Annotated in this window: 25 protein-coding genes; 16 read left to right on the top strand and 9 right to left on the bottom strand. The window is 33.6% G+C overall.

Annotation, left to right across the window (positions count from 1 at the left end; genetic code table 11):
- Positions 1–99: 99 nt before the first annotated feature.
- From ACFQ1Q_RS04070 to ACFQ1Q_RS04060, 3 genes are read left to right on the top strand one after another with little or no spacing between them, the layout of a single operon-like run.
- Positions 100–609, top strand: a complete 510-nt coding sequence (locus tag ACFQ1Q_RS04070; protein ID WP_386128251.1) for a DUF2975 domain-containing protein — start codon at positions 100–102, stop codon at positions 607–609.
- Positions 610–612: 3 nt separating this feature from the next.
- On the top strand, positions 613–819 hold the full coding sequence (locus ACFQ1Q_RS04065; protein WP_386128249.1) for a helix-turn-helix domain-containing protein: 207 nt from the start codon (positions 613–615) through the stop codon (positions 817–819).
- 42 nt (positions 820–861) lie between these two features.
- Positions 862–1,302 (top strand): LexA family protein, encoded by a 441-nt coding sequence (locus ACFQ1Q_RS04060; RefSeq protein ID WP_386128247.1) that lies wholly within the window; start codon positions 862–864, stop codon positions 1,300–1,302.
- A 70-nt stretch (positions 1,303–1,372) separates the two neighbouring features.
- On the opposite strand, the gene ACFQ1Q_RS04055 is transcribed toward ACFQ1Q_RS04060, so the two are convergent.
- From ACFQ1Q_RS04055 to ACFQ1Q_RS04025, 7 genes are all read right to left on the bottom strand, one after another.
- Positions 1,373–1,648, bottom strand: a complete 276-nt coding sequence (locus tag ACFQ1Q_RS04055) for a F0F1 ATP synthase subunit epsilon (protein ID WP_386128245.1) — start codon at positions 1,646–1,648, stop codon at positions 1,373–1,375.
- A gap of 78 nt (positions 1,649–1,726) precedes the next feature.
- Positions 1,727–3,235, bottom strand: a complete 1,509-nt coding sequence (atpD, locus tag ACFQ1Q_RS04050; protein ID WP_386128243.1) for a F0F1 ATP synthase subunit beta — start codon at positions 3,233–3,235, stop codon at positions 1,727–1,729.
- Between the two features lie 192 nt (positions 3,236–3,427).
- Entirely contained in the window at positions 3,428–4,981 is a 1,554-nt protein-coding gene (locus ACFQ1Q_RS04045) for a G-D-S-L family lipolytic protein (protein ID WP_386128241.1), read from the bottom strand.
- A gap of 11 nt (positions 4,982–4,992) precedes the next feature.
- Positions 4,993–7,749, bottom strand: coding sequence for a TonB-dependent receptor (locus ACFQ1Q_RS04040; protein ID WP_386128239.1), 2,757 nt, complete (start codon positions 7,747–7,749; stop codon positions 4,993–4,995).
- 182 nt (positions 7,750–7,931) lie between these two features.
- Positions 7,932–9,779, bottom strand: a complete 1,848-nt coding sequence (gene glmS / locus ACFQ1Q_RS04035) for a glutamine--fructose-6-phosphate transaminase (isomerizing) (protein ID WP_386128237.1) — start codon at positions 9,777–9,779, stop codon at positions 7,932–7,934.
- 24 nt (positions 9,780–9,803) lie between these two features.
- Entirely contained in the window at positions 9,804–11,495 is a 1,692-nt protein-coding gene (locus ACFQ1Q_RS04030) for a DUF4270 domain-containing protein (protein ID WP_386128236.1), read from the bottom strand.
- Positions 11,496–11,510: 15 nt separating this feature from the next.
- The gene (locus ACFQ1Q_RS04025; RefSeq protein WP_386128234.1) at positions 11,511–12,317 is read right to left on the bottom strand and encodes a glycogen/starch synthase; all 807 of its coding nucleotides are present in this window, start codon (positions 12,315–12,317) and stop codon (positions 11,511–11,513) included.
- A 111-nt stretch (positions 12,318–12,428) separates the two neighbouring features.
- Here ACFQ1Q_RS04025 and panC point away from each other — a divergent pair, with 111 nt between their 5' ends.
- The 9 genes from panC to ACFQ1Q_RS03980 all read left to right on the top strand — a co-directional run bounded on the left by panC (position 12,429) and on the right by ACFQ1Q_RS03980 (position 19,735).
- Positions 12,429–13,280 (top strand): pantoate--beta-alanine ligase, encoded by an 852-nt coding sequence (panC, locus tag ACFQ1Q_RS04020; RefSeq protein WP_386128232.1) that lies wholly within the window; start codon positions 12,429–12,431, stop codon positions 13,278–13,280.
- Between the two features lie 13 nt (positions 13,281–13,293).
- Entirely contained in the window at positions 13,294–13,644 is a 351-nt protein-coding gene (panD, locus tag ACFQ1Q_RS04015; protein ID WP_386128230.1) for an aspartate 1-decarboxylase, read from the top strand.
- A gap of 7 nt (positions 13,645–13,651) precedes the next feature.
- Positions 13,652–14,605, top strand: coding sequence for a lysylphosphatidylglycerol synthase transmembrane domain-containing protein (locus ACFQ1Q_RS04010; RefSeq protein WP_386128227.1), 954 nt, complete (start codon positions 13,652–13,654; stop codon positions 14,603–14,605).
- A 46-nt stretch (positions 14,606–14,651) separates the two neighbouring features.
- Positions 14,652–15,800 carry an alpha/beta hydrolase gene (locus tag ACFQ1Q_RS04005; protein ID WP_386128225.1) on the top strand — a complete coding sequence of 383 codons (1,149 nt, stop codon included), beginning with the start codon at positions 14,652–14,654 and terminating at the stop codon, positions 15,798–15,800.
- Between the two features lie 3 nt (positions 15,801–15,803).
- The gene (radA, locus tag ACFQ1Q_RS04000; RefSeq protein WP_386128223.1) at positions 15,804–17,171 is read left to right on the top strand and encodes a DNA repair protein RadA; all 1,368 of its coding nucleotides are present in this window, start codon (positions 15,804–15,806) and stop codon (positions 17,169–17,171) included.
- A gap of 62 nt (positions 17,172–17,233) precedes the next feature.
- On the top strand, positions 17,234–17,650 hold the full coding sequence (locus ACFQ1Q_RS03995; RefSeq protein ID WP_386128221.1) for a hypothetical protein: 417 nt from the start codon (positions 17,234–17,236) through the stop codon (positions 17,648–17,650).
- Positions 17,651–17,659: 9 nt separating this feature from the next.
- Entirely contained in the window at positions 17,660–18,307 is a 648-nt protein-coding gene (locus ACFQ1Q_RS03990) for a hypothetical protein (RefSeq protein WP_386128219.1), read from the top strand.
- Positions 18,268–19,068 (top strand): sensor histidine kinase, encoded by an 801-nt coding sequence (locus ACFQ1Q_RS03985; RefSeq protein WP_386128218.1) that lies wholly within the window; start codon positions 18,268–18,270, stop codon positions 19,066–19,068. The genes ACFQ1Q_RS03990 and ACFQ1Q_RS03985 overlap by 40 nt, the downstream gene beginning before the upstream one ends.
- Positions 19,058–19,735 (top strand): response regulator transcription factor, encoded by a 678-nt coding sequence (locus ACFQ1Q_RS03980; protein WP_386128216.1) that lies wholly within the window; start codon positions 19,058–19,060, stop codon positions 19,733–19,735. Before ACFQ1Q_RS03985 ends, ACFQ1Q_RS03980 begins: the two co-directional genes overlap by 11 nt.
- Before the next feature lie 55 nt (positions 19,736–19,790).
- On the opposite strand, the gene ACFQ1Q_RS03975 is transcribed toward ACFQ1Q_RS03980, so the two are convergent.
- Positions 19,791–20,222: a PepSY-like domain-containing protein gene (locus ACFQ1Q_RS03975; RefSeq protein ID WP_386128213.1), complete on the bottom strand. Its 432-nt coding sequence runs from the start codon at positions 20,220–20,222 to the stop codon at positions 19,791–19,793.
- A 158-nt stretch (positions 20,223–20,380) separates the two neighbouring features.
- Between ACFQ1Q_RS03975 and ileS the strand changes: the two genes are divergently transcribed.
- Genes ileS through ACFQ1Q_RS03955 form a run of 4 tightly spaced genes read left to right on the top strand, consistent with a single transcriptional unit; the run spans position 20,381 to position 25,473 of the window.
- Positions 20,381–23,785: an isoleucine--tRNA ligase gene (ileS, locus tag ACFQ1Q_RS03970; RefSeq protein WP_386128211.1), complete on the top strand. Its 3,405-nt coding sequence runs from the start codon at positions 20,381–20,383 to the stop codon at positions 23,783–23,785.
- Positions 23,786–23,789: 4 nt separating this feature from the next.
- Complete coding sequence (locus ACFQ1Q_RS03965; RefSeq protein WP_386128209.1) at positions 23,790–24,173, top strand: TraR/DksA family transcriptional regulator; 384 nt, start codon at positions 23,790–23,792, stop codon at positions 24,171–24,173.
- 9 nt (positions 24,174–24,182) lie between these two features.
- Positions 24,183–24,842: a hypothetical protein gene (locus tag ACFQ1Q_RS03960; RefSeq protein WP_386128207.1), complete on the top strand. Its 660-nt coding sequence runs from the start codon at positions 24,183–24,185 to the stop codon at positions 24,840–24,842.
- Positions 24,843–24,855: 13 nt separating this feature from the next.
- Complete coding sequence (locus tag ACFQ1Q_RS03955) at positions 24,856–25,473, top strand: lipoprotein signal peptidase (protein WP_386128205.1); 618 nt, start codon at positions 24,856–24,858, stop codon at positions 25,471–25,473.
- Here the strand turns inward: ACFQ1Q_RS03955 and ACFQ1Q_RS03950 are convergent.
- Positions 25,470–25,886: a response regulator gene (locus ACFQ1Q_RS03950; protein WP_386128203.1), complete on the bottom strand. Its 417-nt coding sequence runs from the start codon at positions 25,884–25,886 to the stop codon at positions 25,470–25,472. The genes ACFQ1Q_RS03955 and ACFQ1Q_RS03950 overlap by 4 nt on opposite strands.
- Between the last annotated feature and the right edge of the window lies 1 nt (position 25,887).

Genomic DNA, 25,887 nt, shown 5'->3' with positions numbered 1-25,887 from the left:
TAAAGATACGTTTCTTGTTGAGATGAAAATAAACTTTATAAATTAAATTATTGTTTTTCAATAATTTTTATATATTTGTTATTGTTAAACAATAATTTTATGAAAAATTTCACAACTCCAATTCTAGTTTTGTTTTTGCTTTTGGTTATAGCCATCGTGGGAAATATTATTTTATCTACGATTGGAATTTTTTATAATTCTGATATTTTTAACACGGGTATATACAGTGGTACTGAAGCTTCCATAAATATTAAACTCATATTTATAGCTAAATCTTTTGCCCTAATAACTTTTATTATTGGTGTTTACGCGCTAATTAATAAATCTAAATATCTAATAAAACGCGATTTTTTTAATTTGAAATTAATCAAGGGGTTTTCAAAATCTGGAAAATTGTTTCTATTTTCTGGTATAGTAGGTTTTATAACGTCTTTAATTGAAATTCTTAATCTTATAATCCTAAATGATTTTAGTAGCCAAGCCTATTTAAATATAGATTCTAAAAGTTTGTATATTATGTTGATGATTATGGGATTATTTTTATTGCTGTTCTCAAAAGTTTTAAGCAAAGGTGGCGAGATTCAGCAAGAAAACGACCTAACCATTTGAGCCATGTCTATAAAAGTAAATTTAGATATCGTACTTTCAGAGCGTAACATGAAAAGCAAAGAACTTGCCGAAATCATAGGCATCACAGAAGCTAATCTTTCTATATTAAAATCTGGTAAAGCTAAAGCCGTGCGATTTTCTACTTTAGAAGCCATTTGTAAGGCTTTAGATTGCCAACCGAGTGATATTTTTGAGTATATTGAAGATTAATTCTTGTATCTTTATATTTTAACCCAAATATTTTGATGACGCATGATAACTCATGATTCTAAAAACCTTACTTTTTTTGTTCCCGACCCAATTGATGGTTTAGGTTCTATATTTATTAATACTGGGATTTCAGCAGGGTTTCCTTCTCCAACTGAAGATTTTACTCAAGAAAAATTATCTTTAGATGAACAGCTTATAAAAAATAAAGAAGCAACTTTTTATGCTAGAGTTAATGGTCAGTCTATGATTGGGGCAGGGCTTGATGATAACGATTTGTTGGTCATTGATAGAAGTTTAGAACCAGAAAATGGTAAAATAGCGGTCTGTTTTTTAGATGGAGAATTTACAGTAAAACGTTTACGTAAGCAGGGTAATGAAGTTTGGCTACAGCCAGAAAACCCTAGTTATCCTATCATAAAAATTACCGAAGAAAACGATTTTGTTATCTGGGGAATTGTCACCAACGTTATTAAAAAAGTATAAAATAAAAATTAATAAAAAACGCGAAGCTTAAGCTTCGCGTTTTTTATTTGTAAATAATCTTTCATAGAATTTAATCTGCAAGAATAATTATTTTATTATCGTTAATTTCTAAAGTTCCAGAGTTGATAGCCAACATGGTTTTGCCATCTTGTTTCGTAAATTTACTCTCAACGTCTTCATCTAAAGAAACAGTTCCACTAATTTTTATTTGACCTTCTTTTAAGATAGATACAATAGGAGCGTGGCTGTTAAGCATTTCAAACTCACCATTAATACCAGGAACCGCAACGCTTGTTACTTCTCCACTAAATAAAGTAGCTTCTGGTGATACAATTTCTAAATACATGTTTTTTAAGTATTCAGTATTCAGTATTTAGTCTTCAGTAGCAAAATACTAACTGATACTATTAACCGACTACTAGTTTTACGCTTCGGCTAACATTTTTTCTCCAGCTTCGATAGCTTCTTCAATAGAACCTTTAAGGTTAAATGCTGCTTCTGGTAAATGGTCTAATTTACCATCCATAATCATGTTAAAACCTTTGATTGTTTCTTTGATATCAACTAATACACCAGGGATACCTGTAAATTGCTCTGCAACGTGGAACGGCTGAGACAAGAAACGCTGTACACGTCTTGCACGGCCTACGGCCATTTTATCTTCTTCAGATAATTCCTCCATACCAAGGATGGCGATAATATCTTGTAATTCTTTATAACGCTGTAATAACTCCTTAACTCTTTGTGCACAGTCGTAGTGCTCATTACCTAAAATATCAGCAGTTAAAATACGAGATGTAGAATCTAATGGGTCTACTGCTGGATAAATACCAAGCTCAGCAATTTTACGTGATAATACTGTAGTTGCATCTAAGTGAGCAAACGTCGTTGCTGGTGCAGGGTCAGTTAAATCATCTGCAGGTACGTATACCGCTTGTACAGATGTAATAGAACCTTTTTTAGTTGAAGTAATACGCTCTTGCATTGCACCCATCTCTGTTGCTAAAGTAGGTTGATAACCTACCGCAGATGGCATACGACCAAGAAGTGCAGATACCTCAGAACCAGCTTGTGTAAAACGGAAGATGTTATCTACGAAGAAAAGTACGTCTTTTCCTTGTCCATCTCCAGCACCGTCACGAAAATATTCTGCTATAGTTAATCCTGAAAGTGCTACACGAGCACGAGCTCCAGGAGGCTCATTCATTTGTCCGAATACGAAAGTTGCTTTAGAACCTTTCATAGCTTCTTTGTCAACTTTTTGAAGGTCCCAACCACCTTCTTCCATAGAATGCATAAAGTCATCACCGTATTTGATAATACCAGACTCTAACATCTCACGAAGTAAATCGTTTCCTTCACGTGTTCTTTCACCAACACCTGCAAATACAGAAAGTCCACCGTGCCCTTTTGCAATATTGTTAATCAACTCCTGAATTAATACTGTTTTACCTACACCAGCACCACCAAATAATCCAATTTTACCACCTTTTGCATAAGGCTCAATAAGGTCTATTACTTTAATACCTGTAAATAAAACTTCTGTAGAAGTTGATAAATCTTCAAACTTTGGAGCACTTCTGTGGATAGGAAGACCAGCATCACCAGCTTTAGGTAAATTACCTAAACCATCGATAGCATCACCAATAACATTAAATAAACGTCCGTAAACATCTCCGCCAACAGGCATTTGAATAGGAGCACCAGTAGCAATAACTTCTGTTCCTCTACTTAAACCATCTGATGAATCCATAGCAATAGTACGTACAGTATCTTCACCAATGTGAGATTGTACCTCGAGTACTAATTTTGAACCATCTGATTTGTTAATTTCTAACGAATCATAAATCTTTGGAAGCTCTGCACCAGCACCGAATTCTACATCGATTACTGGACCTACAATTTGTGCAACTTTACCTGTAACTTTTGACATTACTTATCTATTTTTATTTTGCAATAATTTAAAAATGAAAACAAAGCGAATTAAATTTTAAGAATTAGCTCTGTTTTTCGCGCTGCAAAGATAGCCTTTTATTTAAAAAATAAATACTTTTTTTCTAAGGTTTTTTGCATAAAAAAAGCACGCTTATTTAAAGCGTGCTTTTTATTATTAAATCTGTGATTACTATTGTAGTAAACCAGGAGAATACGCCACATTATATTGTGATACGTCTACAAGATTTCCTGAAGCTTCGAAGTTCGATCCGTATGCTACATCAATAGCTTTTAGCATTTCATTTGCAATTAATGCATAACCTCTAGATGTTGGGTGCACGCCATCTAATGAAAACGCACCACCTGTAACTAAATCTGAAGTTAAAACTTGACCACTAGTTTCTATTCCAGCTGAAGCTAATTGGTCTAATAAAGAATTTGCATCTAATAGTGCATAACCATTTGCACTAGCAACGGATGCAATAACACCATTGTATTGAGCAGTAGCATCTGCAATAGCGCTTTGCTCTTCTGGTGTTAAAACCCATCTGTCTGCTAAAGCTACTGCAACACCATTAACTGACAATGGATTGCCTGGTTGAGCTAATGTTCCGATGAATGAAGCCGCTGGTAAAACTAATAAATCATCTGAAGTTGCTTGTCTAATATTTGGTAACGTTGTAAATGTCCCTGGTCCAGTTGGTAATGTAATTACTGTTAAATCTTCGTCTACAATTACAACGGCATTATCTGATGCAGCGGAGAATGAAATCGTTCGAGCCTCTAATTCGGCAGCAGTAATAATATTATTCGCAGCTGCTGCTTGAAGACCTCCGTTATATTGAGCATATGCTTGATTAACTAAACTAGCCGTTGCGGCATCTAATGGCACTGGATTATGAGGAACAGTTGTAAAGTGTGGTATAGCTGTAACATTAGGAATGTTTGCTAAAATTCCTTGAACACCTGGGACATTTCCAGCCATGGTAGCAACTAATGCTTGGTATGAAGCTTGGAAACCAACTCCAGCAGGACCAGCCATCGGTGTGATTGGGTTAGAGCCATCACCACCAGAAAGTGCAAATCCGAGAACATCGTTGTTTCCTATCCAAAGAGAGAAGAAAGATGGTTGTTGTGCAACAGCATCAGCAATTATACTTGTTCCAGGTGAACTTGCCATTCTTACAAAATAAGGATTAGCTGTTGGTGGATTAGATATAACTCCCGAAAAATTACCATAACCAGGAGCTAGCAAATGAAAGCTTTTAGCACCAGGAACACCTAAATTATTAAATGGTCCAGTAGGGTTATTTAAAATTACATCTGTTGTAGGAACAGCACTAGGAACTAATGATTCTAAAGGAACGGGTCCAGAACCGTTAAAAACTAAACGTGGTCCAAAACCAGGAAGCTGATTTCCACCTGCTAATAGTCCTCCAACATTGTCGTTCATTAAAGGTTGAGTAAACGAACCTCCATTTGCAACTGCCGCAAATTGCTGTGCCATAATTGCTGGTGTTGAATTTTGTTGCGCTACCTTATAAAGTGCACCATCTGCAAATCCAGCAGTTAGTGAGTTACCTAATGAAACATAAGTAGAAAAATCAGCAGAACCTGCTGTGAAAGTCTCTAGCTCTACAGCTTCTTCGTTGTTTTTATTTCTTAAATCTTCTAGAACTTCATTCTCGCATGCCAAAAAACCTAAGGCAAGAAATGATAATGCTATATGTTTAATATTTTTCATAGTTAATTTTATTATAGGTTGTTAATTGTCCAAGATAAATAGTACTGAGAACCGATAAATCCAGTTCCGAAAGCAGTAAAGTATTCATCTTGAAGTAGGTTAGTAGCGCCTAACTTAAATGTAGATTTAAAACTTGGTATTGTATAATTTATTTGAGCATCTAAAACATTAAATGCTGGTACTTCACCATCACCAAATGATGCTTCCCAGAAATAATTGTCAGACCATCTCCAAGCAACATTAAATCCAAAGTTTTCAAATAAATCTGTTTTACCGAAAGTAACTTTTACTTTATGCTCTGGTGTATTAAAGTTTGTTCTAAAATCTGGATTTGCATCTACATCAAAATCTAATTTCGCATAAGTATAGTTAGCACTTAAATCAAAACCATTAAATATTTTCTTAGAAACTTGTATTGCAGCTCCATAAGAATTTATATCAGCATCTGAATTTGTATATGTTTGGTAAGCTTGAAAATCACCGTTTGCAATAGCTGCTAGCGATAATGAGTTATCTCCTACAGTACCATATAATGGAGCAATCACTGTTTCATTTGCTAAGAAATCTTTATAAGCATTGTAGTATGCAGATGCATCGATAATAAAGCCGTCTACTTTACCACGGTAACCAACTTCAAATGAACTTACTTGTTCTGGTTGTGCAAGGTTAGAGTTCGCAATTTCTAAATCAGCAGGATTTGTACTGTCTCCAAAAGCTTGAACCGAACTTGCAAAGTATGAGTTGTTGTAGGCACTAGCACCAGTTTGTGTAATCGTACCAGGGAAACCTAAGTTTTGACCATCTACGCTTACAGCATAGTCTCTTGAAAATCTTTCTGGGTTATCAAAAGCACCACCAATTAAAATGGCACGACCAACATCTAAACCAATATATAAATCTTGTGTTGTTGGATTTCTAAAACCAGTTTGAAAAGATGCTCTGAAATTATGATTTTCATTAACTGTTAATCCGGCAGAAATTCTTGGAGAAAAGAAACCATCAAATAATTCTGACTTGTCATAACGTAGAGAACCTGTAAGTTTTAATTCCATATTCTCGTTTAACTCTAAACCTTTTTGAATTTGAGTATAAAAACCAACTTCTGAATAGTTAATAGGCGCATCAAAATCAGTATATATTGTCCCGAATGAATTTAATCTATATCTTCTGTAAGAAGCACCAACTTGAACTTCTGCAACATCCCAAAGGTGAGAGAAATTATAATTAGCATCTGCATGATATATCTTAGAATTATCTTGAAATTTTGAACCAGTACTTAAATCTGGATTGTTGATACTTTGATTAAATGCATTTTGAAATTCTGGAGTTCCTGGTAAGAAACGGCCAGTATCTGCAGCAGCTCTAGCCGCATCGTGTTTCTGTTGGTCTGTAAGACCTTGTGGGTTACCAGAAAGTTCAATACCTGCATACGTAGCAATATAATCTCCAAACCAATCTGCATCGCTTTTCCATGCACGGTTAATATTTATTCCTGTAAATACCATGTCATAAGAGTCACCTGCTTTATCTTCAGTAACATAACCTCTTACAAAAAAGTTGTCATTTCTAACTTCAATTTTGTGCTGTTGTAAGAAGAAATTTTTGATATTATAACGGTTTGCTCCTTGATATATAGTATTACCAGAACCTACTTTACCAACATATTGAATTTCAAAATCGTTAGCCCATGGACGGAAATATAATCCCCAATCTGCTTTGATGCTTTCTGCATTATAGTTGGTTAAATCAATTTCATTGTAACCTGTTCTACTTACTTCAACATCTGGAATAATTCCTAAATTTGAAGCATCTCTAATGTTAGTTGAAACTTCGTCACCATAAACATTGATTCCGTCGTAATCAGTAGCAGCTCGTGTAAGACCTCTATTAAATCTATCTTCAGTATTTGTTGCAGCCCAATCAGTTCCTTTTAAGTAACCAAAATTAACCTTTGCAGCAAATTTTTCACTGAACTTGTATGCCATTCTTATACCAAAATCAGTATAATCGTTATCTCCAGCAGCTTCTTGTGATGTAATACCTCTTTTTAAGTAAGCACTAATACCTTGGTTATCAAAAGGACTTTTACTTCTCATAAATAAGATACCATTAAATGCATTTGCACCATATAAGGCTGAAGCTGCACCAGGTAAAAGTTCTACACTATTTACATCTGTTTCTACCATACCAAGCAAGTTTCCTAGCGGGAAGTTAAGTGCAGGTGCAGAGTTATCCATTCCATCTACTAACTGCATAAAACGTGTATTTGCAAAACTTGCAAAACCTCTTGTATTAATAGATTTAAATGTTAAACTGTTTGTGTTGATATCTACACCTTTAAGGTTTTCTAGACCAGCATAGAAATCTGAAGATGGTGTATTCTTTATCTCTTTTGTGCCAAAACGCTCTACAGTAACAGGAGATTCAAAAATTCTTTCAGGTGTTCTTGAAGCTGAAATTACAACTTCATCGAGTTCGTTACCTTCTACCAATTGAACATCTACAGTTTGATTGTTAGAAGTCACTTCGATAGTTTGATTTTCAAATCCTGTGTACGAAATAATAAGTTTAAATGGAGGAACTTTGTCGGTTGAAAGTGTGTACTTGCCGTCAAAATCAGTACTTGTTCCTGTAGTTGTCCCTTCAATTATGATATTTGCTCCTGGCAAGGGCTGACCAGTATTATCAGTAACAGTTCCTTTTACTGTAGTTTGAGCAAAAGAAATTACAGAAAAAAGCATTACAAAAAGCTTAAAGGTTGTCTTCATGTTTAAAAATTAGTTAATTTATTAGTGTGCCAATTTAACTAAATATATGAAAACTTGTTAGGAAAATCTTAAAAAAGTATGCACGCATAACAAGTTTTAATAATTGAAAGCGCTTTAAACCAACAAATCCATAAAAAAACATTGTTTTTTTATGGATTTGTTAATCTTAGGTTTTAAAATAGTTACTCTACGGTAACTGATTTTGCCAAGTTTCTTGGCTGGTCAACATTTTTGTTCAAAAGAACAGCAATATGATATGATAAAAGTTGAAGCGGTATGGTTGTTAATAATGGAGATAATGATTCTAAAGTTTCAGGTACCTCTATAATATGATCTGCTAATTTTTTTACATCAACATCACCTTCTGTAACAATAGCAATAATTTTACCTTTCCTAGATTTTATTTCTTGAATATTGCTTACTACTTTTTCATAATGCCCTTTTTTTGTTGCAATGACAAAAACAGGCATTTGTTCATCGATAAGTGCAATTGGTCCGTGCTTCATTTCTGCTGCAGGATATCCTTCAGCATGTATGTATGAAATCTCTTTTAGCTTTAAAGCACCTTCTAATGCTACTGGAAAATTATATCCTCTACCTAAATAAAGACAATTGGTAGCATTCATGTATGTCTTTGCAACTTCTTTTATATGGTCATCTGCTTTTAAAGCTTTTGCAACTTTTTCAGGAATTAACTCTAGTTGCTCTAAATGATAATGAAAATCTGATTTTGAAATTGAACCTTTTTCTTTAGCTAACTTAAGTGCAATTAATGTAAGTACAGTTATTTGAGTTGTAAAAGCTTTGGTTGAGGCTACTCCAATTTCTGGACCCGCATGTGTGTAAGCACCAGCATGAGTTTCTCTTGCTATACTTGACCCTACAACGTTGCAAACTCCAAAAACAAAAGCACCGTGTTGTTTAGCTAATTTTATGGCTGCTAATGTATCTGCGGTTTCACCAGATTGGGAAATGGCTATAACTACATCTTTTTCTGTTATAACAGGATTTCTATATCTGAATTCTGAAGCATATTCAACTTCTACAGGAATTCTTGCAATGTCTTCAAAAATATACTCAGCAACTAAGCCAGCGTGCCATGAGGTTCCGCAGGCTACTATTATTATGCGATTAGCGTTGAGAAATTTTTCTTTGTGATTTTCTACGCCAGACATACGCACAATTCCCTCCTTTGCAAGCAACCGTCCACGGTATGTGTCTGTAATAGCATTAGGTTGCTCGTAAATTTCTTTTAGCATAAAATGTTCGTAGCCACCTTTTTCAATTTGTTCTAAATTAAATTTAAGTTCTTGCATTAAAGGATTTACAAGAGTATCATCTTTAATTTTACGTATTTTAATTTTTTTTCCAAGTCTTACTACAGCCATTTCCTCATCGTCTAAGTAAATAGCATTTTTAGTAAATTCTATAAAGGGAGAAGCATCACTTGCTATAAAAAACTCATCGTCACCAACACCAATTGCTAAAGGGCTTCCTAGTTTGGCAACAACAATTTCATTTGGTTTATTTTTATCAAAAACTGCAATTGCATAAGCTCCTATAACTTCATTAAGTGCTAATTGCACAGCTTTACCGAGCTTTACCTTTTGTTTATTTTTAACCTCTTCAATTAAATTAATTAAAACCTCTGTATCAGTATCAGATTTAAAAGTATAACCTCTTTTGATTAACTCTGTTTTTATGGCTTCATAATTTTCGATTATTCCATTATGAATAATTACTAAGTCTCCAGAGTTTGAATAATGCGGATGAGAATTGACATCATTAGGAATTCCATGTGTTGCCCAGCGTGTATGTCCTATTCCTAAATTTCCAGTCGTTGAAATTTCTCTTTCAAGTCTTTCTTGTAAATCAGCTACTTTTCCTTTAGTTTTTGAGAGTTTAATGTTTTTACCATCATATAAAGCAATACCAGCACTATCATAACCTCTGTATTCTAGTCTCTGTAATCCTTTTAGTATTATAGGGTAAGCTTCTCTGTGGCCTATGTATCCGACGATTCCGCACATAATTTAAAATATTGAGGATTATTGTTATTCTGGTTCTGTATAAAAAATCTCTAAAACTAATTTTTTGTCATCTACTGTGGTGGCATTTCCATAAAGAACTGTACCTCGAGGAGATATAATACTACTGACAGGGACATTCTTAAATTCATCATCATTAGTTTGGACTCCAAATTGACCAAGTGATGCTTCTAAGTTTACATTAAGTGAAACAGCTAATCCTAAATCAACATTTCCAGCATTATTTAGTAACATATTGTTAATATGTGAAGTGATTCTCATCTTATATCTTATTCCCTTATCAGTTGTTTCTTCACGTTCTAAAATACCTAAATGATTTCTAATAGATAATTCAGGCAAAGATTGGTTTTCTGCATCTTGAGAGTAATCAATTAAAGGTAATCCATTAGTTTTGTTGTATAAGTATAATCTATTTGGTTCTTGTGTATTACCATTATCATCAACTTCAATTTCATCTTGATTTACGTAAAAAATTAAATTAGCTTCATTAACTAATCGTTTTGCTGATACAAATTCTCCGTCTTCATCTACATTTACATATTCTTTTCTCCATGTCTCAAAAGCATTATCTGTTGTATTATCATCGTCAGGTTGGTCACCATTAAATAATTTTATTGTTGCTAATGACCCTTCACCACCTTTAAGATATAGGTTTTCATCTCCATTAATATCGTCTCCGTCTTGTTGGGGAAAAGTAGAATTAAAATCATTTTCGAAAAAATTGACTCTTGTAGGGTTAAAGGTTAAAACATAAGTTCCTTTATCTCTTTGATTTTCCACGGTAGGAGAATCAAAAGAGTAATGTAAAGTTATGTTAGCATCTTGAGAATTTAAATTTAATAAAAGCATAGAACCTTCATCTTGTATAGGTTCAGCTTTAAAGTAAAGACCTCTAAAATAATCATTGAAGTTATTTGTATTACTTAAAACGGTTTCTCCTTCTTGAGCTAAAATTTTTGTATTCCAATATTCTATAACATTTATATCAGCAGGTGTATTTCTATTCCATACTTTTCTTATTCTAGGAGATAAACGTTGGGTAACATTAGTTGAGGTTTCTCCTTCTTCTGTTAAAACAATTTCTTCATTTGAAATTTCTAAAGGGTCAATCACAGCAATAGGAACAGCTTCTAGTTGAGAAGCACTAATTAGTTCGTTTTCTGAAGCCGATTTATTAGAAAAAAATATCTGTGAAAAATTGAAATCTAAATTAGGGTCAAAATCTCTTAAAAAATAGGAATTCTCAAAAATACTTAACTTAATTGGTTTTATTGAATTAGAAGTTGATATAACAGAATCTAACTCATATTCAATGCCATCCGCTTCTGAAACTCCTGTTACGGTGCTAAAAAAAGGAATTGTAAAAACTACTGAATCTAATACAGCATTGCTTCCAAAAGTTGGATTAACTAATCCAGAATTAACTTGAGTTACCAAACTAGCAATGGTGCGTCCATAAGTTGGGTCATCGTATAAACCAAGTAAGTTTAAACCCAAACCACTAGTCTGCACAGGTTCTAATACATCAGTATAGCTTATAACGTCATAACGTTCTGATGTAGCATTAAAATTTGTAGCCGTTTCATCATTTATAATATCAGAATTTAGGGTTGTGAAGTCATCATCACAAGCAACAAATCCTAATGCAATAGCAGATAGTATTGCAAAATTTCTTAAAGCAATTTTTTTCAATTTCATAGGTAATTTCAATAATTATATTACACGGTTGGTGTAAAAATCTTGATAAGGTTCTGCAAATTCTTCTGGAGAATGATATCCTAGAACAGGTTTATCGGCATTATCGATGTAACTGTCTAACTCTTCCATTAAGTCTTCAGATCCTTTTATTATAGCATCAGAGTTGTCTATAGCAACTTTCATTAAATTAATGTAGTTTGGCTCACTTAATGGTTTTATTGCCTCAGCATCAAGCCCGTCAAAAGCAACTTTCTTTACCATGTCTTTATCTAACGTTCCTTCAAAGTTTTGATTGTATACTGAAGTCACAATTTTACTTTCTGTAAATAAAGGTTCGGTTTTGTAAAATTCTTTTAAATAAAGAGGTAGTAATGAAGCTAGCCAGCCATTAACATGAATAATATCTGGAGCCCAATTTAATTTCTTCACGGTTTCTATAACACCTTTAGCAAAGAATATAGCACGCTCATCATTATCAGAAAATAATTTTCCGTTTTCGTCTGTTAACGTAGCTTTACGTTTAAAATACTCTTCATTATCAATAAAATAAACCTGAATGCGTTCTTTTGGGATAGAAGCTACTTTGATAATTAAAGGCATATCCATATCATTAATCACTAAATTTATTCCCGAAAGGCGAATAACTTCATGTAATTGATGTCTACGCTCATTAATATTTCCAAATCGTGGCATAAATATTCGTATCTGTCCGCCTTGTTTGTTTACCATTCGTGGTGCTTCAAAGGACATTGAAGATATTTCGGTTTCTGGTAAATAAGGAACTACCTCAGAGGACACATATAATATTCGTTTATCTTTCATAAAAGTGATTGATTTAGAAATTCAAAGTAAAAAACATGCAAAATTACAAAAATTTATGCGATTTGCTAGTAAAATCTTAAGTTTGCACGCGTTAAACTTATGTTACAGCATTTGAAAACATTTCATAAAAAAACCGAATTAATAAAACATTTAGATAGCCTAAGAGCTTCTGATAACACTATCGGCTTTGTTCCAACAATGGGTGCGTTGCACAACGGGCATTTATCACTTGTTGAATTTGGATTAGAAGACGCCGATGTGGTTGTTGTCAGTATTTTTGTAAATCCTACGCAGTTTAACAATGCTGAAGATTTAGAGAAATATCCACGAACATTAGAGAGAGATGCCAAGTTGTTGAAGACTGTTTCGAATACTAAAATCATAATATATGCGCCAAGCGTAGAAGATATTTATGAGGGAAATACAGTGTCAGAGCAATTTACATTTGATGGATTAGAACATGAAATGGAAGGTGCCTTTAGACCAGGACATTTTGATGGTGTAGGAACCATAGTTAAACGATTGTTAGAAATTGTAAGACCAGATTTCGCTTATTTTGGGCAAAAAGATTTTCAGCAATTACAAATTGTAAAAAAGCTAGTAGAACTTAATGCGCTACCAACCAAAATTATAGGATGTCCAATCTTTAGAGCAGATGATGGCTTAGCTATGAGTTCTCGTAACGAAAGGCTAAAACCTGAGTACAGAAAAGCAGCTCCTTTTATATACAAAACACTTAAAGAAGCCAAACAAAAGTTTGGCACAAAAAGTGCTAAAGCAGTAACGGAATGGGTATCAAAGCAATTTAAAAAACAAGCTCTTTTAGAGCTAGAATATTTTTTAATAGCAGATGTTGACACTCTAAAGCCAGTTAAACGAAAATCAACAAAAAAATCATATCGCGCATTCATTGCCGCGTATGCAGATGATATTAGACTTATAGATAATATCGAACTAAATTAATTACTTTTGTAGAATGCAAATTCAAGTTGTAAAATCTAAAATTCACCGCGTAAAAGTTACAGGTGCAGACCTTAATTACATTGGCAGTATTACCATTGACGAAGACTTAATGGACGCGGCAAATATTATTCAAGGCGAAAAAGTGCAAATTGTAAACAACAATAACGGCGCACGCCTCGATACTTATGCTATTCCTGGACCGAGAAACAGTGGCGAAATTACACTCAACGGTGCAGCTGCACGTTTGGTTGCTCCAGGTGATGTTTTAATTTTAATTACTTACGCTTTTATGGATATTGAAGAAGCTAAAACCTTCAAACCATCATTAGTTTTTCCTAACGAGGAGAACAACCTTTTAAAATAGATTTTTTTTGAAAAAAACAGGTGCTATTCTCAAAATTACAATACCATTAATTTTGGGTGTCGTTTTGGTATTGTACTCGTTGTCAAAAATTTCAATTTCAGAAATATTTGAGTATCTTAAAGCATCTGATTACGGTTGGATAATTCTAGGAACTCTACTTGGTACATTAAGCCACATTTCTAGAGCTTACCGTTGGTTGTTTATGGCAGAGCCTTTGGGTTTTAAACCAAAATTTGCTAATAGTTTTATGTCGGTTTATGCGGCGTATCTCATCAACTTTACAATTCCACGAGCAGGCGAAGTGGCGCGAGCTTCAATTTTAACTAATTACGAGAAAATTCCTTTCGAAAAAACATTTGGTACCATTGTGGCAGAACGTATTGCAGATACATTGATGTTGCTTCTAATAATCGCGATAACTTTATTTTTGGAGTTCGAATTTATATTCAATTATTTTTCTGAAAAATTTAATCTTCAGACTTTAGTTTTTGTGACTTTAGCAGGAATTGTTTTAGTTGTGACTTTATTCATATTTATTAAAAAGAGCCAATCGAAATTTGCCTTAAAAGTGAAAAATTTTGTTTTGGGTTTAATTGAAGGTGCGCTGAGTATATTCAAGATGAAGAAAAAGTGGCCATTCATTTTTCATACGATTTTTATTTGGGTGATGTATGTGGCGATGTTTTACGTTACAAGTTTTGCTATACCTCAATTGGGTGAAGTTCCGCTTGCAGCAATTTTAATAGGGTTCATTTTAGCGAGTTTTAGTATTGCTGCCACAAACGGCGGTATAGGTTCGTTTCCAGAAGCAGTCGTTTTAGCATTTGGGATTTTTGCTTTAGCCGAAGACCCAAGTCGTGCCTTTGGTTGGATCATGTGGGCATCGCAAACCTTAATGATAATTTTACTTGGCGGCTTGTCTCTGATTTATCTTCCTATTTACAACAAGACTGCCAAATAATAGAAATATTGTTTACCTTGCCTTAGCAACCAAAACGTAACAACCAATGACTAAGCTAAAGGTCTTTTTATTTTTAATTTCCATTTCATTTTTTGGCTTTTCTCAAGCGAAATACGAATCTATTTCTTCCGAAATTTTAGGTCAAGAACGCGAACTTAAAGTTCTACTTCCAAGAGGTTATGATGCCGATGACAAAAAAGCATATCCCGTAATTTATATTTTAGATGGCGACTATTTATTTGAACCCGTTGCGGGAAACGTAGATTATTACGCCTATTGGGAAGATATGCCAGAAGCTATCGTGGTTGGTATCAATCAAGTTGAAACACGCGCAGACGATTTAATGTATTCTGAACAAAATTCACTACCAATTGAAAGTGGAGCTGAGTTTTTTGAATTCGTTGGTAAAGAATTGATTCCATTTGTAGAAAAAAATTACAAAACCGAACCCTTTAGAGCCATTGTAGGTCATGGCGAAACTGCCAATTTCATCAATTATTTTTTGGTTAGAGAAACACCAGTTTTTAACGCGTATATAGCTGTAAGTCCAGATTTATCAATGGATATTTCAAAATATTTAGGTGAGCGCTTAAAAACAATGGAGCAGAAAATCTTTTATTATTTAGCAGTTTCGGATGCTGATATTAAGCAAATTATGGAAGGTACTGCACAATTAAATAATACACTTAGTGCCGTTAATAACGATAACTTTCTATACACTTATAATAAAATTGAAGGACCTTCGCACTATGCGATGCCAGCGCATGCATTACCAAAGGCAATTGAATCTATTTTCTTCATTTTTCAGCCGATTAGTAAAACCGAATACAAAGAATCTATTTTAAAATTAACGACGTCGCCTGTTGAATACCTAAAACAGAAATACGATGAAATTAAAACCATGTTTGGTATAGAAAAGCAAATTTTAATGAACGATTTTAGAGCTATTGAAGCTGCCATTAAAAAGAAAGCCCAATGGGATTATTTCGAAGATTTATCAAAACTGGCAAAAGACAATTATCCAGATACAGTGTTGCCAAAATATTATTTAGGCTTGTATCAAGAAAATATTGGCGAATCTAAAAAGGCCATGAAAACTTTTCAATCAGCATACAACATGGAAGAAATTGGTGGTATTACACCAGATTTTATGTTAGAAAAAGCCGAAGCCATTAAACGCGATTTTGGATATTAAAATATGGCAAAGGCAAAAGTAAAAACAACTTTTTTCTGTCAGAGTTGTGGCAGTCAATATAGCAAATGGCAAGGACAATGTACTGCTTGTAAACAATGGAATACTATTGTTGAAGAAGTCATTCAAAAACCAGAAAAAAACGATTGGAAATCGCCGTCGATTTCAGCTTCAAAACGTGTCGCGAAACCCTTGAGAATTAAAGAAATTGATGGTTCTGCTGATGCGCGTTTAAATATGTTAGATACTGAATTTAATCGTGTACTTGGTGGCGGAATGGTGCCAGGAAGCTTAACACTTTTAGGTGGCGAACCTGGTATTGGAAAAAGTACCTTATTGCTTCAAATTGCATTAAAGTTACCATACAAAACGCTTTATGTTTCGGGTGAAGAAAGTCAGAAACAAATAAAAATGCGTGCAGAACGTATTCAGCCAAATAGTGAAAATTGTTATATTCTTACAGAAACAAAAACTCAAAATATTTTCAAACAAATTGAAGCTTTAGAGCCAGATATTGTAGTTGTAGATTCTATACAGACTTTGCATAGCGATTATATTGAGTCTTCTGCCGGAAGCATTTCTCAAATTAAAGAATGTACAACTGAACTTATAAAATTCGCTAAGGAAACCACAACGCCAGTTTTGCTGATTGGTCATATTACCAAAGATGGAAACATTGCAGGACCAAAAATTTTAGAACACATGGTAGATACAGTACTTCAGTTTGAAGGTGATCGCAATCATGTTTTTAGAATATTACGCGCCAATAAAAACCGTTTTGGCTCAACAAACGAGTTGGGAATTTATGAAATGCAAGGTTCTGGGTTACGAGAAGTCAGTAATCCTTCAGAAGTTTTAATTTCAGAAAAAGATGGCGAATTATCTGGTAATGCCATCGCTGCAACTTTAGAAGGTATGCGACCTTTGATGATTGAAGTTCAAGCTTTGGTAAGCACTGCAGTTTACGGAACACCACAACGAAGTGCCACAGGTTTTAATGCCAAACGTTTAAATATGTTATTGGCTGTTTTAGAGAAACGTGCAGGTTTTAAGCTAGGCGCAAAAGATGTGTTTTTAAATATTACTGGTGGCATTTCTGTCGATGACCCAGCAATAGATTTGGCGGTTGTTGCGTCAATTTTATCATCTAATGAAGATGAAGCCTTGCAAAGCGATTATTGTTTTGCCGCAGAAGTCGGTTTGTCTGGCGAAGTAAGACCAGTGCAACGCGTAGAACAACGAATTTTAGAAGCTGAAAAATTAGGTTTCTCGACCATATTTGTTTCAAAATACAATAAGATAAGTCTTAAAAATACACAAATTAAAATTCAGCTCATTTCTAAGGTTGAGGATTTGGTAGGTTTCTTAGTTTGATATATTTAGTTTTTAAATTGTATAAATTATCTTACTTTAGGAAAAATTAATTCAAATCAATTATGGGGAAAAAATCAATTTCAATCGAGCAAGCTACGGCTTGGACAAAGACATATCAATCTAACATGCGCTCTGGTTCTGCTAAAGCCTTTTTAATGAGTTGCGATGCTATTGTTGATATATTAAAAGAGATGAAAGTCTTACAAGACGATGGCAAAGGCAATTTTACTTTAAATAATGTTGAAGACTCAAGCATTCGTGGCTATTTAGCAATTAATCCAGACCAAACTGAAGCCAATGGAGAAACTATGGTTTTAGTCGGTACAAAAAAAGATGCCTCTGGTGTAGAACGCGATATGGTTAAAGGCGAAAAAGACGCACCTTTTAAAGAGTCTGATTTAGATGGAAGCGGTTGTTTTGATTTTTCATTGCCTTGTCCTAGACATTGTGATAAAAATAGTCCACTAAATCACGGATAAATCAAATAAATGGATATTCTAAGTGATATTTCAGCATTTGTTCCTTTAATATTAGTTGTACTCTATTTAGTAACTTTTAGAAAAAATAAAGATTATATAGGCTATCAGCAGTTTTGCATTTACTTAATATTTATTTCTTTCATATCAGCTTTTACTGCAGTTTTATATTATTTAAAAGAGAATAATTTAATTTATTCTCATGTTTATTTCATAGGAGAATTTTTGCTGTTATCTCTATTTTTTAAAAGTATTCTTTTACAAGAACAAAGAAAAAAGGCTAATTTTTTAATTATATCAGTTTCTTTTGCGTTATTAATATTGATAATTATTAGTTTCTTAGGATATTTTAATTTAACGGCTTTTCATCCTTTAGAGATTTTGCTATGTGCAATTCCAATATTATTACTTTCAGCTATAAATTTGTATAATTCTTACACAAATAAGCTTCGATTTTTATACATTACGATTGGTGTTATAGTCTATAAAACAATAAGTGTATTGGTATTTATATTGCAAAATTTTTCTAATCCAATCGAAGGATTTAAAAGTTTTGGGAGATTACTGCTAGCTTTAAATTCGGTATTTCTTTTAGTATATTATGGTTTAATATTTTTCGAATGGTTCAAGAATTTCAGGCACAAGAAAGCCAACTCATAGTAGTCCTTATTTTTGCTACTATATTCTTAATAATCGCTTGCCTAGGTGTCATCTTATTCTTCTTCTTTTCCAGAAAAAAAGTAATTGAGAAAGAGCGCGAAAAAGCCAATCTAAAAGTAAAACACCAACAAAAAGTATTACAAACTTCTATTGCAATACAAGAGCTAGAACGTAAGCGTATTGCACAAGACCTTCATGATGATATAAGTTCTAAATTAAATATTGTGAGTTTAACTACAAATATGCTTATTGAAGATGATACAATTGGGCAAAACCAAAAGGAATCTTTAGAACAAATTCTTAAAATTACATCAACCACTTTGGAAAGTTCACGAAAAATTGCACACGATTTATTGCCTCCGATTTTGGAAAAATTTGGACTTAAAGCTGCGCTTGAGGAACTTTTCGAAGATTTTAGTAAAAACACAACTATTGATATTCAGTATAATTTAGAAGAGTTACAGCTAACTCGAAATAATCAACTTCATGTTTTTAGAATTATTCAAGAGCTTGTAAACAATTCGTTAAAACATGGTAAGGCAAATGAAATAGTGGTTTTTATGGAAGATAAAGCAGATGGTTTTAAACTAAGATTTCAAGACAATGGCATTGGCTTTGACACAAATAAGGTAAATGAAAAACTAGGCATTGGACTTCAGAACATTAATAGTCGTGTTAAAATTTTAAAAGGTACATTAGCTATTGAAAGCAAAATTGGTAGTGGAAGTAATTTTTTAATTCGATGTCCTTATGAAGCCTAAAATAGAAATTGCCATAGCAGACGACGAGTTGCTATTTAGACAAGGCATCAAAAATATGCTGGAAGCTGATACAGAAATTACGGTGCTTTTTGATGCAGAAAACGGTCAAGATTTAGTTCAAAAATTACGGAGTTCAAAAATTAGACCTTCTATAGTAATAACAGATTTAAAAATGCCAGAACTAAATGGTGTTGAGGTTACCAAAATTATAAGAAAAGAGTTTCCGCGCATTAAAATTATTGCGTTAACAAGTTATTTTAGTAAACCTTTTATTTTAAATATGGTTTCCATTGGTGCTGTTGCATATTTAGCAAAAAACAGCACACCAAGTTTAATGATAAAAACAATAAAAGAAGTCCATAAAAACGGATTTTATTATACAGACGAAGTACAAAGATATATAGAAAACTCTAACCTAAACACTCAAAGTGCAAAGACAAAATCTCATCTCGATAACGAGTACTTTACAGAACGTGAGCTAGAAGTTTTAAAACTTATTTGTATGCAATTAACGGCCAATGAAATTGCCGAGAAACTATTTATAAGCAATAGAACCGTAGAAACGCATCGCAAAAATTTATTTGTTAAAACGGAAACAAAAAATATTGCTGGTTTGGTAGTTTATGCGCTTAAAAATAAGCTGGTAGAATTAGATGTAGAGTTATAAAAAAATCCAACAAATTTAATTTGCTGTATTATCTTTTTAGATTTAATAAAATAGTCTAATGTATTATAGAACCGTCAGTTTTAAACATCACATCTTTGTTTTTACCTTTCTTTTTAAACTCCACATCATAGAATAAGCCTTTGCTATGATGCATTACTTTTTCGACTTCGGTAATGTCTTCGTCATCAAATTTTTCTTTAATTACTTTTTTAATGGCTTTCGGTAACTCGTCTTTATCAATACTTATTTCGGTTTCAATCCATTTCCCAGTTTTTAAAAAATCTGCACGCATTTTCTCTCCATTTTTTTTAAAATGAAACTCGTAATTGCCATGGTCATCAATTTCCCAATTATCAGGCTTTTCATCAGGATACTTGGCTTTAAAAGAGGTTTTGACAGCATCTGGGATTTGAGCATAACTTTTTAGGTTGCAACTCACAGTAAATATAAAGAGACATATAATGTTTAAATGCATTAATCTTTTCATGTTAATTTATTTGTTGATTTACAGTAAAAATAGACCAAATTCATATTTTAATATTGCTTTATCAGTTCAAAATCTTGCTCAAAGCATATCGCTATTGAAATTAGCGCATATTCATTCAATTTTTTTTACTTTTGCCCTCTTAAAATGAAGTAATTACAATGAGCCAAAAGTTCCCTGAATACAAAGGACTTAACTTACCAAATGTTGCTGATGAAATTAGCAACTATTGGGAAGCCAACGATATTTTTAATAAATCGGTAACCACACGCGAAGGAAAACCACCTTACGTTTTTTTTGAAGGTCCACCTTCCGCTAATGGTTTACCTGGTGTACACCACGTTTTAGCACGTGCGATCAAAGACATTTTCCCACGTTACAAAACCATGAAAGGTTTTCAGGTTAAGCGAAAAGCAGGTTGGGACACACACGGTTTACCAATTGAACTTGGCGTTGAAAAAGAATTGGGTATCACCAAAGAAGATATTGGCAAAAAAATTACGGTAGAAGAATACAACGCCGCGTGTAAAAAAGCAGTAATGCGTTACACAGATATTTGGAACGACCTTACTCAAAAAATGGGTTACTGGGTTAATATGGATGACCCATATGTAACTTACAAATCTAAATATATGGAATCTGTTTGGTGGCTCTTAAAACAGATTTACGATAAAGATTTATTATACAAAGGCTATACCATTCAGCCTTATTCGCCAAAAGCAGGAACTGGTTTAAGTTCGCATGAGCTCAATCAACCAGGAACGTATCAAGATGTAACAGATACTACGGTTGTAGCGCAATTTAAAGCTAATGCAGATAGTTTGCCAGACTTTTTACAAAACGAAGGCGACATCTACTTTTTGGCATGGACAACAACACCTTGGACATTACCGAGTAACACAGCATTAACGGTTGGACCAAAGATTGATTATGTTTTAGTTGAAACTTATAATCAATATACATTTAAACCTATGAATGTGGTTTTAGCGAAGAGTTTAGTAAACAAACAATTTGCTGGAAAATTCAATTTGGTTGAAGAGAAATCTGAACTTTTAGCCTACAATTCAGGTGATAAAAAGATTCCATACTTCGTTGTAAAAGAATTCAAAGGTTCCGATTTAGTAGGAATAACTTACGAGCAGCTTTTAGATTTTAACTTAGAATTCGAAAATAAACAAAACGCCTTTAGAGTTATCTCTGGAGATTTTGTAACGACCGAAGACGGAACAGGAATTGTTCACACCGCGCCAACATTTGGAGCAGATGATGCTTTGGTAGCAAAGCAAGCAACTCCAGAAATTCCCCCATTTTTAGTAAAAGATGAGAATGATAATTTGGTGCCATTGGTGGATTTGCAAGGTAAATTCCGAAAAGAATTAGGCGAGTTTGGTGGTAAGTATGTCAAAAACGAATATTATCCTGAAGGTGAAGCACCAGAAAAATCTATTGATGTAGAATTAGCCATCAAACTAAAAACCGAAAACAAAGCCTTTAAGGTTGAAAAATACAAGCACAGTTACCCAAATTGCTGGCGTACAGATAAGCCAATTTTATACTATCCTTTAGATTCTTGGTTCATAAAAGTGACCGATGTAAAAGGTCGCATGCACGAGTTAAACATGGGCATTAACTGGAAACCAGAATCTACAGGAACAGGTCGTTTTGGTAACTGGTTAGCAAATGCAAACGATTGGAATTTATCACGTTCGCGTTTTTGGGGAATTCCGTTACCAATTTGGCGTACCGAAGACGGAAAAGAGCAGATTTGCATCGGCTCTATGAAAGAGCTTAAAGCTGAGATTGAAAAGTCAATCAACGCTGGATTAATGACCGAAGATATTTTTGCCGATTTTGAAGTTGGCAACATGTCTGAGGAGAATTACGAAAAGATAGATTTACATAAAAACATTGTTGATAAGATAACATTAGTTTCAGAATCTGGGCAACCAATGAAACGTGAAAGCGATTTGATAGATGTGTGGTTCGATTCTGGTTCTATGCCTTACGCACAATGGCATTATCCGTTTGAAAATAAAGAACTTATTGACGAGAATAAATCGTTTCCGGCAGATTTTATCGCCGAAGGTGTAGACCAAACACGTGGTTGGTTTTATACGCTTCATGCCATTGCTACTATGGTTTTCGATTCCGTAGCTTATAAAAATGTAGTGTCAAACGGACTAGTTTTAGACAAAAACGGACAGAAAATGTCTAAACGCCTTGGTAACGCCACTGATCCATTCGAAACACTATCAACTTACGGCGCAGATGCCACACGTTGGTACATGATAAGCAACGCAAATCCTTGGGATAATCTTAAGTTTGATGTTGATGGCATAGAAGAGGTAAAGCGTAAATTCTTTGGAACGTTGTATAACACCTATTCATTTTTCAGTTTGTATACAAATCTAGATGGTTTCGATTATTCTGAAGCGGATATTCCTTTAAACGAACGACCAGAAATAGACCGTTGGATACTTTCAGAATTAAATACTTTGATTCAAAAAGTAGATACATTTTATGCGGAATATGAACCTACGAAAGCAGCACGAGCGATTTCAAACTTCACACAAGAATACTTAAGTAACTGGTACGTGCGTTTAAGCAGAAGACGTTTTTGGAAAGGCGATTACCAATCCGATAAAATTTCGGCATACCAAACGCTTTATACCTGTATGGTAACCTTAGCAAAATTAGGGGCGCCAATTGCGCCATTCTTTATGGACCGCTTATATTTAGACTTAAATGCAGTCACCAAAAAAGAAAATTTTGAAAGCGTGCATTTAGCAGAATTTCCAGTTGCCGATACTAGTGCAATTGATGGCGTTTTAGAGCGAAAAATGAAAAATGCCCAGACCATTTCATCTCTCGTTTTATCATTACGAGCAAAAGAGAAAATTAAAGTACGTCAGCCATTACAGAAAATCATGATTCCTGTAACGAGTAAGCAACAAAAAGAAGAAATTGAAGCGGTTGCAGACTTAATAAAACACGAGGTTAATATTAAAGAAATTGAGCTGCTAGAAGATGCTTCGGATATCTTAGTAAAGCAGATTAAACCAAACTTTAAAACTCTAGGTCCACGTTTTGGAAAAGATATGAAGTTGATTGCCAGCGCAGTAAATAGCTTTAAAGCAGAAGATATTAACAAAATGGAGCAAAATGGTACTTACGAGCTTGACATTAATGGAAAAAATATTACTTTAGAGCTTAGTGATGTTGAGATAACGTCGCAAGATATTGAAGGATGGCTTGTGGCAAACGAAGGCGCATTAACAGTGGCTTTAGATGTAACTATTAATGAAGATTTGCGTAGCGAAGGTATTGCTAGAGAGCTGGTAAATCGCATTCAAAATTTACGAAAAGACTCTGGTTTTGAAGTGACTGACAGAATTGACGTACAATTGCAAAACGATGCAAATATTACCGAAGCAGTTAGCGCAAATGAGGCTTATATTAAATCTGAAACATTAACCGAAGATTTAAAAATTGTAGAACAATTAAATAACGGTATAGAAATTGCATTTGATGAAATAAATACCAAGTTGTTTATTCAAAAACATTAAAATTATGGCAACAGAGACAACAAACAGATATTCAGATAAAGACTTAGAAGAATTTAGAGTACTTATTCAGGATAAAATTAAAAAAGCTGAGCACGATTTAGAATTAATTAAATCTGCATATATGAATGACCATAATAATGGTACGGACGATACTTCGCCAACATTTAAAGCTTTTGAAGAAGGTAGCGAAACGATGAGTAAAGAGGCAAATTCGGCTTTAGCTATCCGTCAAGAAAAGTTTATCCGCGATTTAAAAAATGCTATCATTCGCATTGAGAATAAATCTTACGGCGTTTGTAGAGTCACAGGTAAATTGATTAATAAAGAGCGTCTAAAATTAGTGCCGCATGCGACGTTAAGCATCGAAGCTAAAAACATGCAGAAATAATATATTATTTTGAAACTTAATACAACAACAAAGCCTTGGAATATTATTTTCAAGGCTTTCTTATATTTTTTAATTGCTGCTTTTTCTTTTTCGGTTAATGCTCAAAATATAGCGAAGAATATATTTTCGGCAAACGGAATTTCAGGAGTGTATATTAATGGCGAACAGATTTTTGATATTTCAGTAGAAACATCTTCCAGAAACAATATTGAAATAGCTTCAATTTCTGATGGCGAATACGGTAATGAATTTTCGGTAATTTCAGAAGTAAAAGGCAATCAACTTATCATAGCATTAAAACGCACCGTACTTTATGATACGCCAGATGATAAAAGAAATGCGCACAAAGTTATTTCGGCCTCATTAGAAATTAAAATGCCACAAAATTTGAATCTTTCTATAAAAAGTGATGTTGGGTCTGTTGATGCTAAAGGAAATTTTAACGACCTAAAAATGGATTTGGCCCAAGGTAATTGTAAGGTTTTAGGAATTTCTAAATCTGCTGAAATAAAAACAGCTAATGGCAATATTAGGGTTGTTACCAAAAATGCGATAATAGAAACAGATTCTAAAAGCGGTTTGGTAGATATCCCCAACAATATGTTTGGATTTAATGTTTGGAAACTTACTACAGTAAGTGGAAATATAACAGTGAAAAAAGCCGAATAACAAATATAATTTAATGTCTTACAAAAACTCCATACTAATTATTATAGCGATTTTGCTTATTGACCAAATAAGTAAAATCTATGTAAAAACGCATTTTCAACTATATGAAGATGTCGCGGTTTTTAGTTGGTTTGAAATTGTTTTTGTAGAAAATAAAGGCATGGCTTGGGGAACAACTTTGAGTGATTTTCACGCTTCAATTTCTGACGAGATAGCTAAGTTGATTCTAACCCTTTTTAGAATAGTCGCTGTATCAGTCATTGGTTATTGGTTGTATACGACCATAAAAAAGCAAAAACCAAAAACACTGATTTTAGCAATTTCTTTAATCTTTGCTGGTGCTTTGGGTAATATTTTAGACTCTGTGTTTTATGGCGTTCTATTCTCAGATAGTTATAACCAAGTCGCTATGTTTTTACCAGAAGCTGGTGGGTATGCTGGTGTATTTTATGGCAATGTAGTTGACATGTTGCACTTTCCAATTTATAAAGGATTTTTACCAGATTGGTTACCCATTATTGGTGGCAAACAATTCTCCTTTTTTGATCCTGTTTTTAATATTGCCGATGTGGCTATTAGTACAGGTATTGGCGTATTGATTGTGTTTAATAAGAAGGCTTTTAAAAATTAAGCTGTTTTCGTAAAAACCGCTTCTAACTCCGAAATCTTAACAGGTTTTACCAAATAACTTTCGACCGATGAGAGAGAATTTGCTTTTTCAATATCAACCTTATTTATTGATGAGCTCACCACGTAAAGTGTAATTGGCGTGTTAAACTTATTTTTAATTTTTGTAAAGCGCTCGATAAATTCCCAACCATCCATTATTGGCATGTTAATATCTAATAAGATAATTTCTGGAATGTCTAGCTCATTGCTAAAGTTTTGAAGTAAAGTTTCAAAATAATCGATTCCACTTTTTCCGTTTTCAAAAATAAGAAGGTTTTCGGCTAGCTTTTTTGCGTCAATAATTTTACTAATGATATTTACATAAATACTATCATCATCAATAATACAGGCTAGTTTTATTTTAGAGTTTATCATT

The organism is Winogradskyella litorisediminis (assembly GCF_042675765.1).
In the GTDB taxonomy this organism is placed as follows: Bacteria; Bacteroidota; Bacteroidia; order Flavobacteriales; family Flavobacteriaceae; genus Winogradskyella; species Winogradskyella litorisediminis.
This window is presented reverse-complemented; position numbering and strand designations above follow the sequence as displayed.

What these genes read in the sequence shown, in the direction of transcription:
- ACFQ1Q_RS04070 (WP_386128251.1), top strand. Translation starts at nt 100, where the DNA reads ATGAAAAATTTCACAACTCCAATTCTAGTTTTGTTTTTGCTTTTGGTT.
- ACFQ1Q_RS04065 (WP_386128249.1), top strand. Translation starts at nt 613, where the DNA reads ATGTCTATAAAAGTAAATTTAGATATCGTACTTTCAGAGCGTAACATG.
- ACFQ1Q_RS04060 (WP_386128247.1), top strand. Translation starts at nt 862, where the DNA reads ATGATAACTCATGATTCTAAAAACCTTACTTTTTTTGTTCCCGACCCA.
- ACFQ1Q_RS04055 (WP_386128245.1), bottom strand. Translation starts at nt 1,648, where the DNA reads ATGTATTTAGAAATTGTATCACCAGAAGCTACTTTATTTAGTGGAGAA.
- atpD (WP_386128243.1), bottom strand. Translation starts at nt 3,235, where the DNA reads ATGTCAAAAGTTACAGGTAAAGTTGCACAAATTGTAGGTCCAGTAATC.
- ACFQ1Q_RS04045 (WP_386128241.1), bottom strand. Translation starts at nt 4,981, where the DNA reads ATGAAAAATATTAAACATATAGCATTATCATTTCTTGCCTTAGGTTTT.
- ACFQ1Q_RS04040 (WP_386128239.1), bottom strand. Translation starts at nt 7,749, where the DNA reads ATGAAGACAACCTTTAAGCTTTTTGTAATGCTTTTTTCTGTAATTTCT.
- glmS (WP_386128237.1), bottom strand. Translation starts at nt 9,779, where the DNA reads ATGTGCGGAATCGTCGGATACATAGGCCACAGAGAAGCTTACCCTATA.
- ACFQ1Q_RS04030 (WP_386128236.1), bottom strand. Translation starts at nt 11,495, where the DNA reads ATGAAATTGAAAAAAATTGCTTTAAGAAATTTTGCAATACTATCTGCT.
- ACFQ1Q_RS04025 (WP_386128234.1), bottom strand. Translation starts at nt 12,317, where the DNA reads ATGAAAGATAAACGAATATTATATGTGTCCTCTGAGGTAGTTCCTTAT.
- panD (WP_386128230.1), top strand. Translation starts at nt 13,294, where the DNA reads ATGCAAATTCAAGTTGTAAAATCTAAAATTCACCGCGTAAAAGTTACA.
- ACFQ1Q_RS04005 (WP_386128225.1), top strand. Translation starts at nt 14,652, where the DNA reads ATGACTAAGCTAAAGGTCTTTTTATTTTTAATTTCCATTTCATTTTTT.
- radA (WP_386128223.1), top strand. Translation starts at nt 15,804, where the DNA reads ATGGCAAAGGCAAAAGTAAAAACAACTTTTTTCTGTCAGAGTTGTGGC.
- ACFQ1Q_RS03995 (WP_386128221.1), top strand. Translation starts at nt 17,234, where the DNA reads ATGGGGAAAAAATCAATTTCAATCGAGCAAGCTACGGCTTGGACAAAG.
- ACFQ1Q_RS03990 (WP_386128219.1), top strand. Translation starts at nt 17,660, where the DNA reads ATGGATATTCTAAGTGATATTTCAGCATTTGTTCCTTTAATATTAGTT.
- ACFQ1Q_RS03985 (WP_386128218.1), top strand. Translation starts at nt 18,268, where the DNA reads ATGGTTCAAGAATTTCAGGCACAAGAAAGCCAACTCATAGTAGTCCTT.
- ACFQ1Q_RS03980 (WP_386128216.1), top strand. Translation starts at nt 19,058, where the DNA reads ATGAAGCCTAAAATAGAAATTGCCATAGCAGACGACGAGTTGCTATTT.
- ACFQ1Q_RS03975 (WP_386128213.1), bottom strand. Translation starts at nt 20,222, where the DNA reads ATGAAAAGATTAATGCATTTAAACATTATATGTCTCTTTATATTTACT.
- ileS (WP_386128211.1), top strand. Translation starts at nt 20,381, where the DNA reads ATGAGCCAAAAGTTCCCTGAATACAAAGGACTTAACTTACCAAATGTT.
- ACFQ1Q_RS03965 (WP_386128209.1), top strand. Translation starts at nt 23,790, where the DNA reads ATGGCAACAGAGACAACAAACAGATATTCAGATAAAGACTTAGAAGAA.
- ACFQ1Q_RS03955 (WP_386128205.1), top strand. Translation starts at nt 24,856, where the DNA reads ATGTCTTACAAAAACTCCATACTAATTATTATAGCGATTTTGCTTATT.
- ACFQ1Q_RS03950 (WP_386128203.1), bottom strand. Translation starts at nt 25,886, where the DNA reads ATGATAAACTCTAAAATAAAACTAGCCTGTATTATTGATGATGATAGT.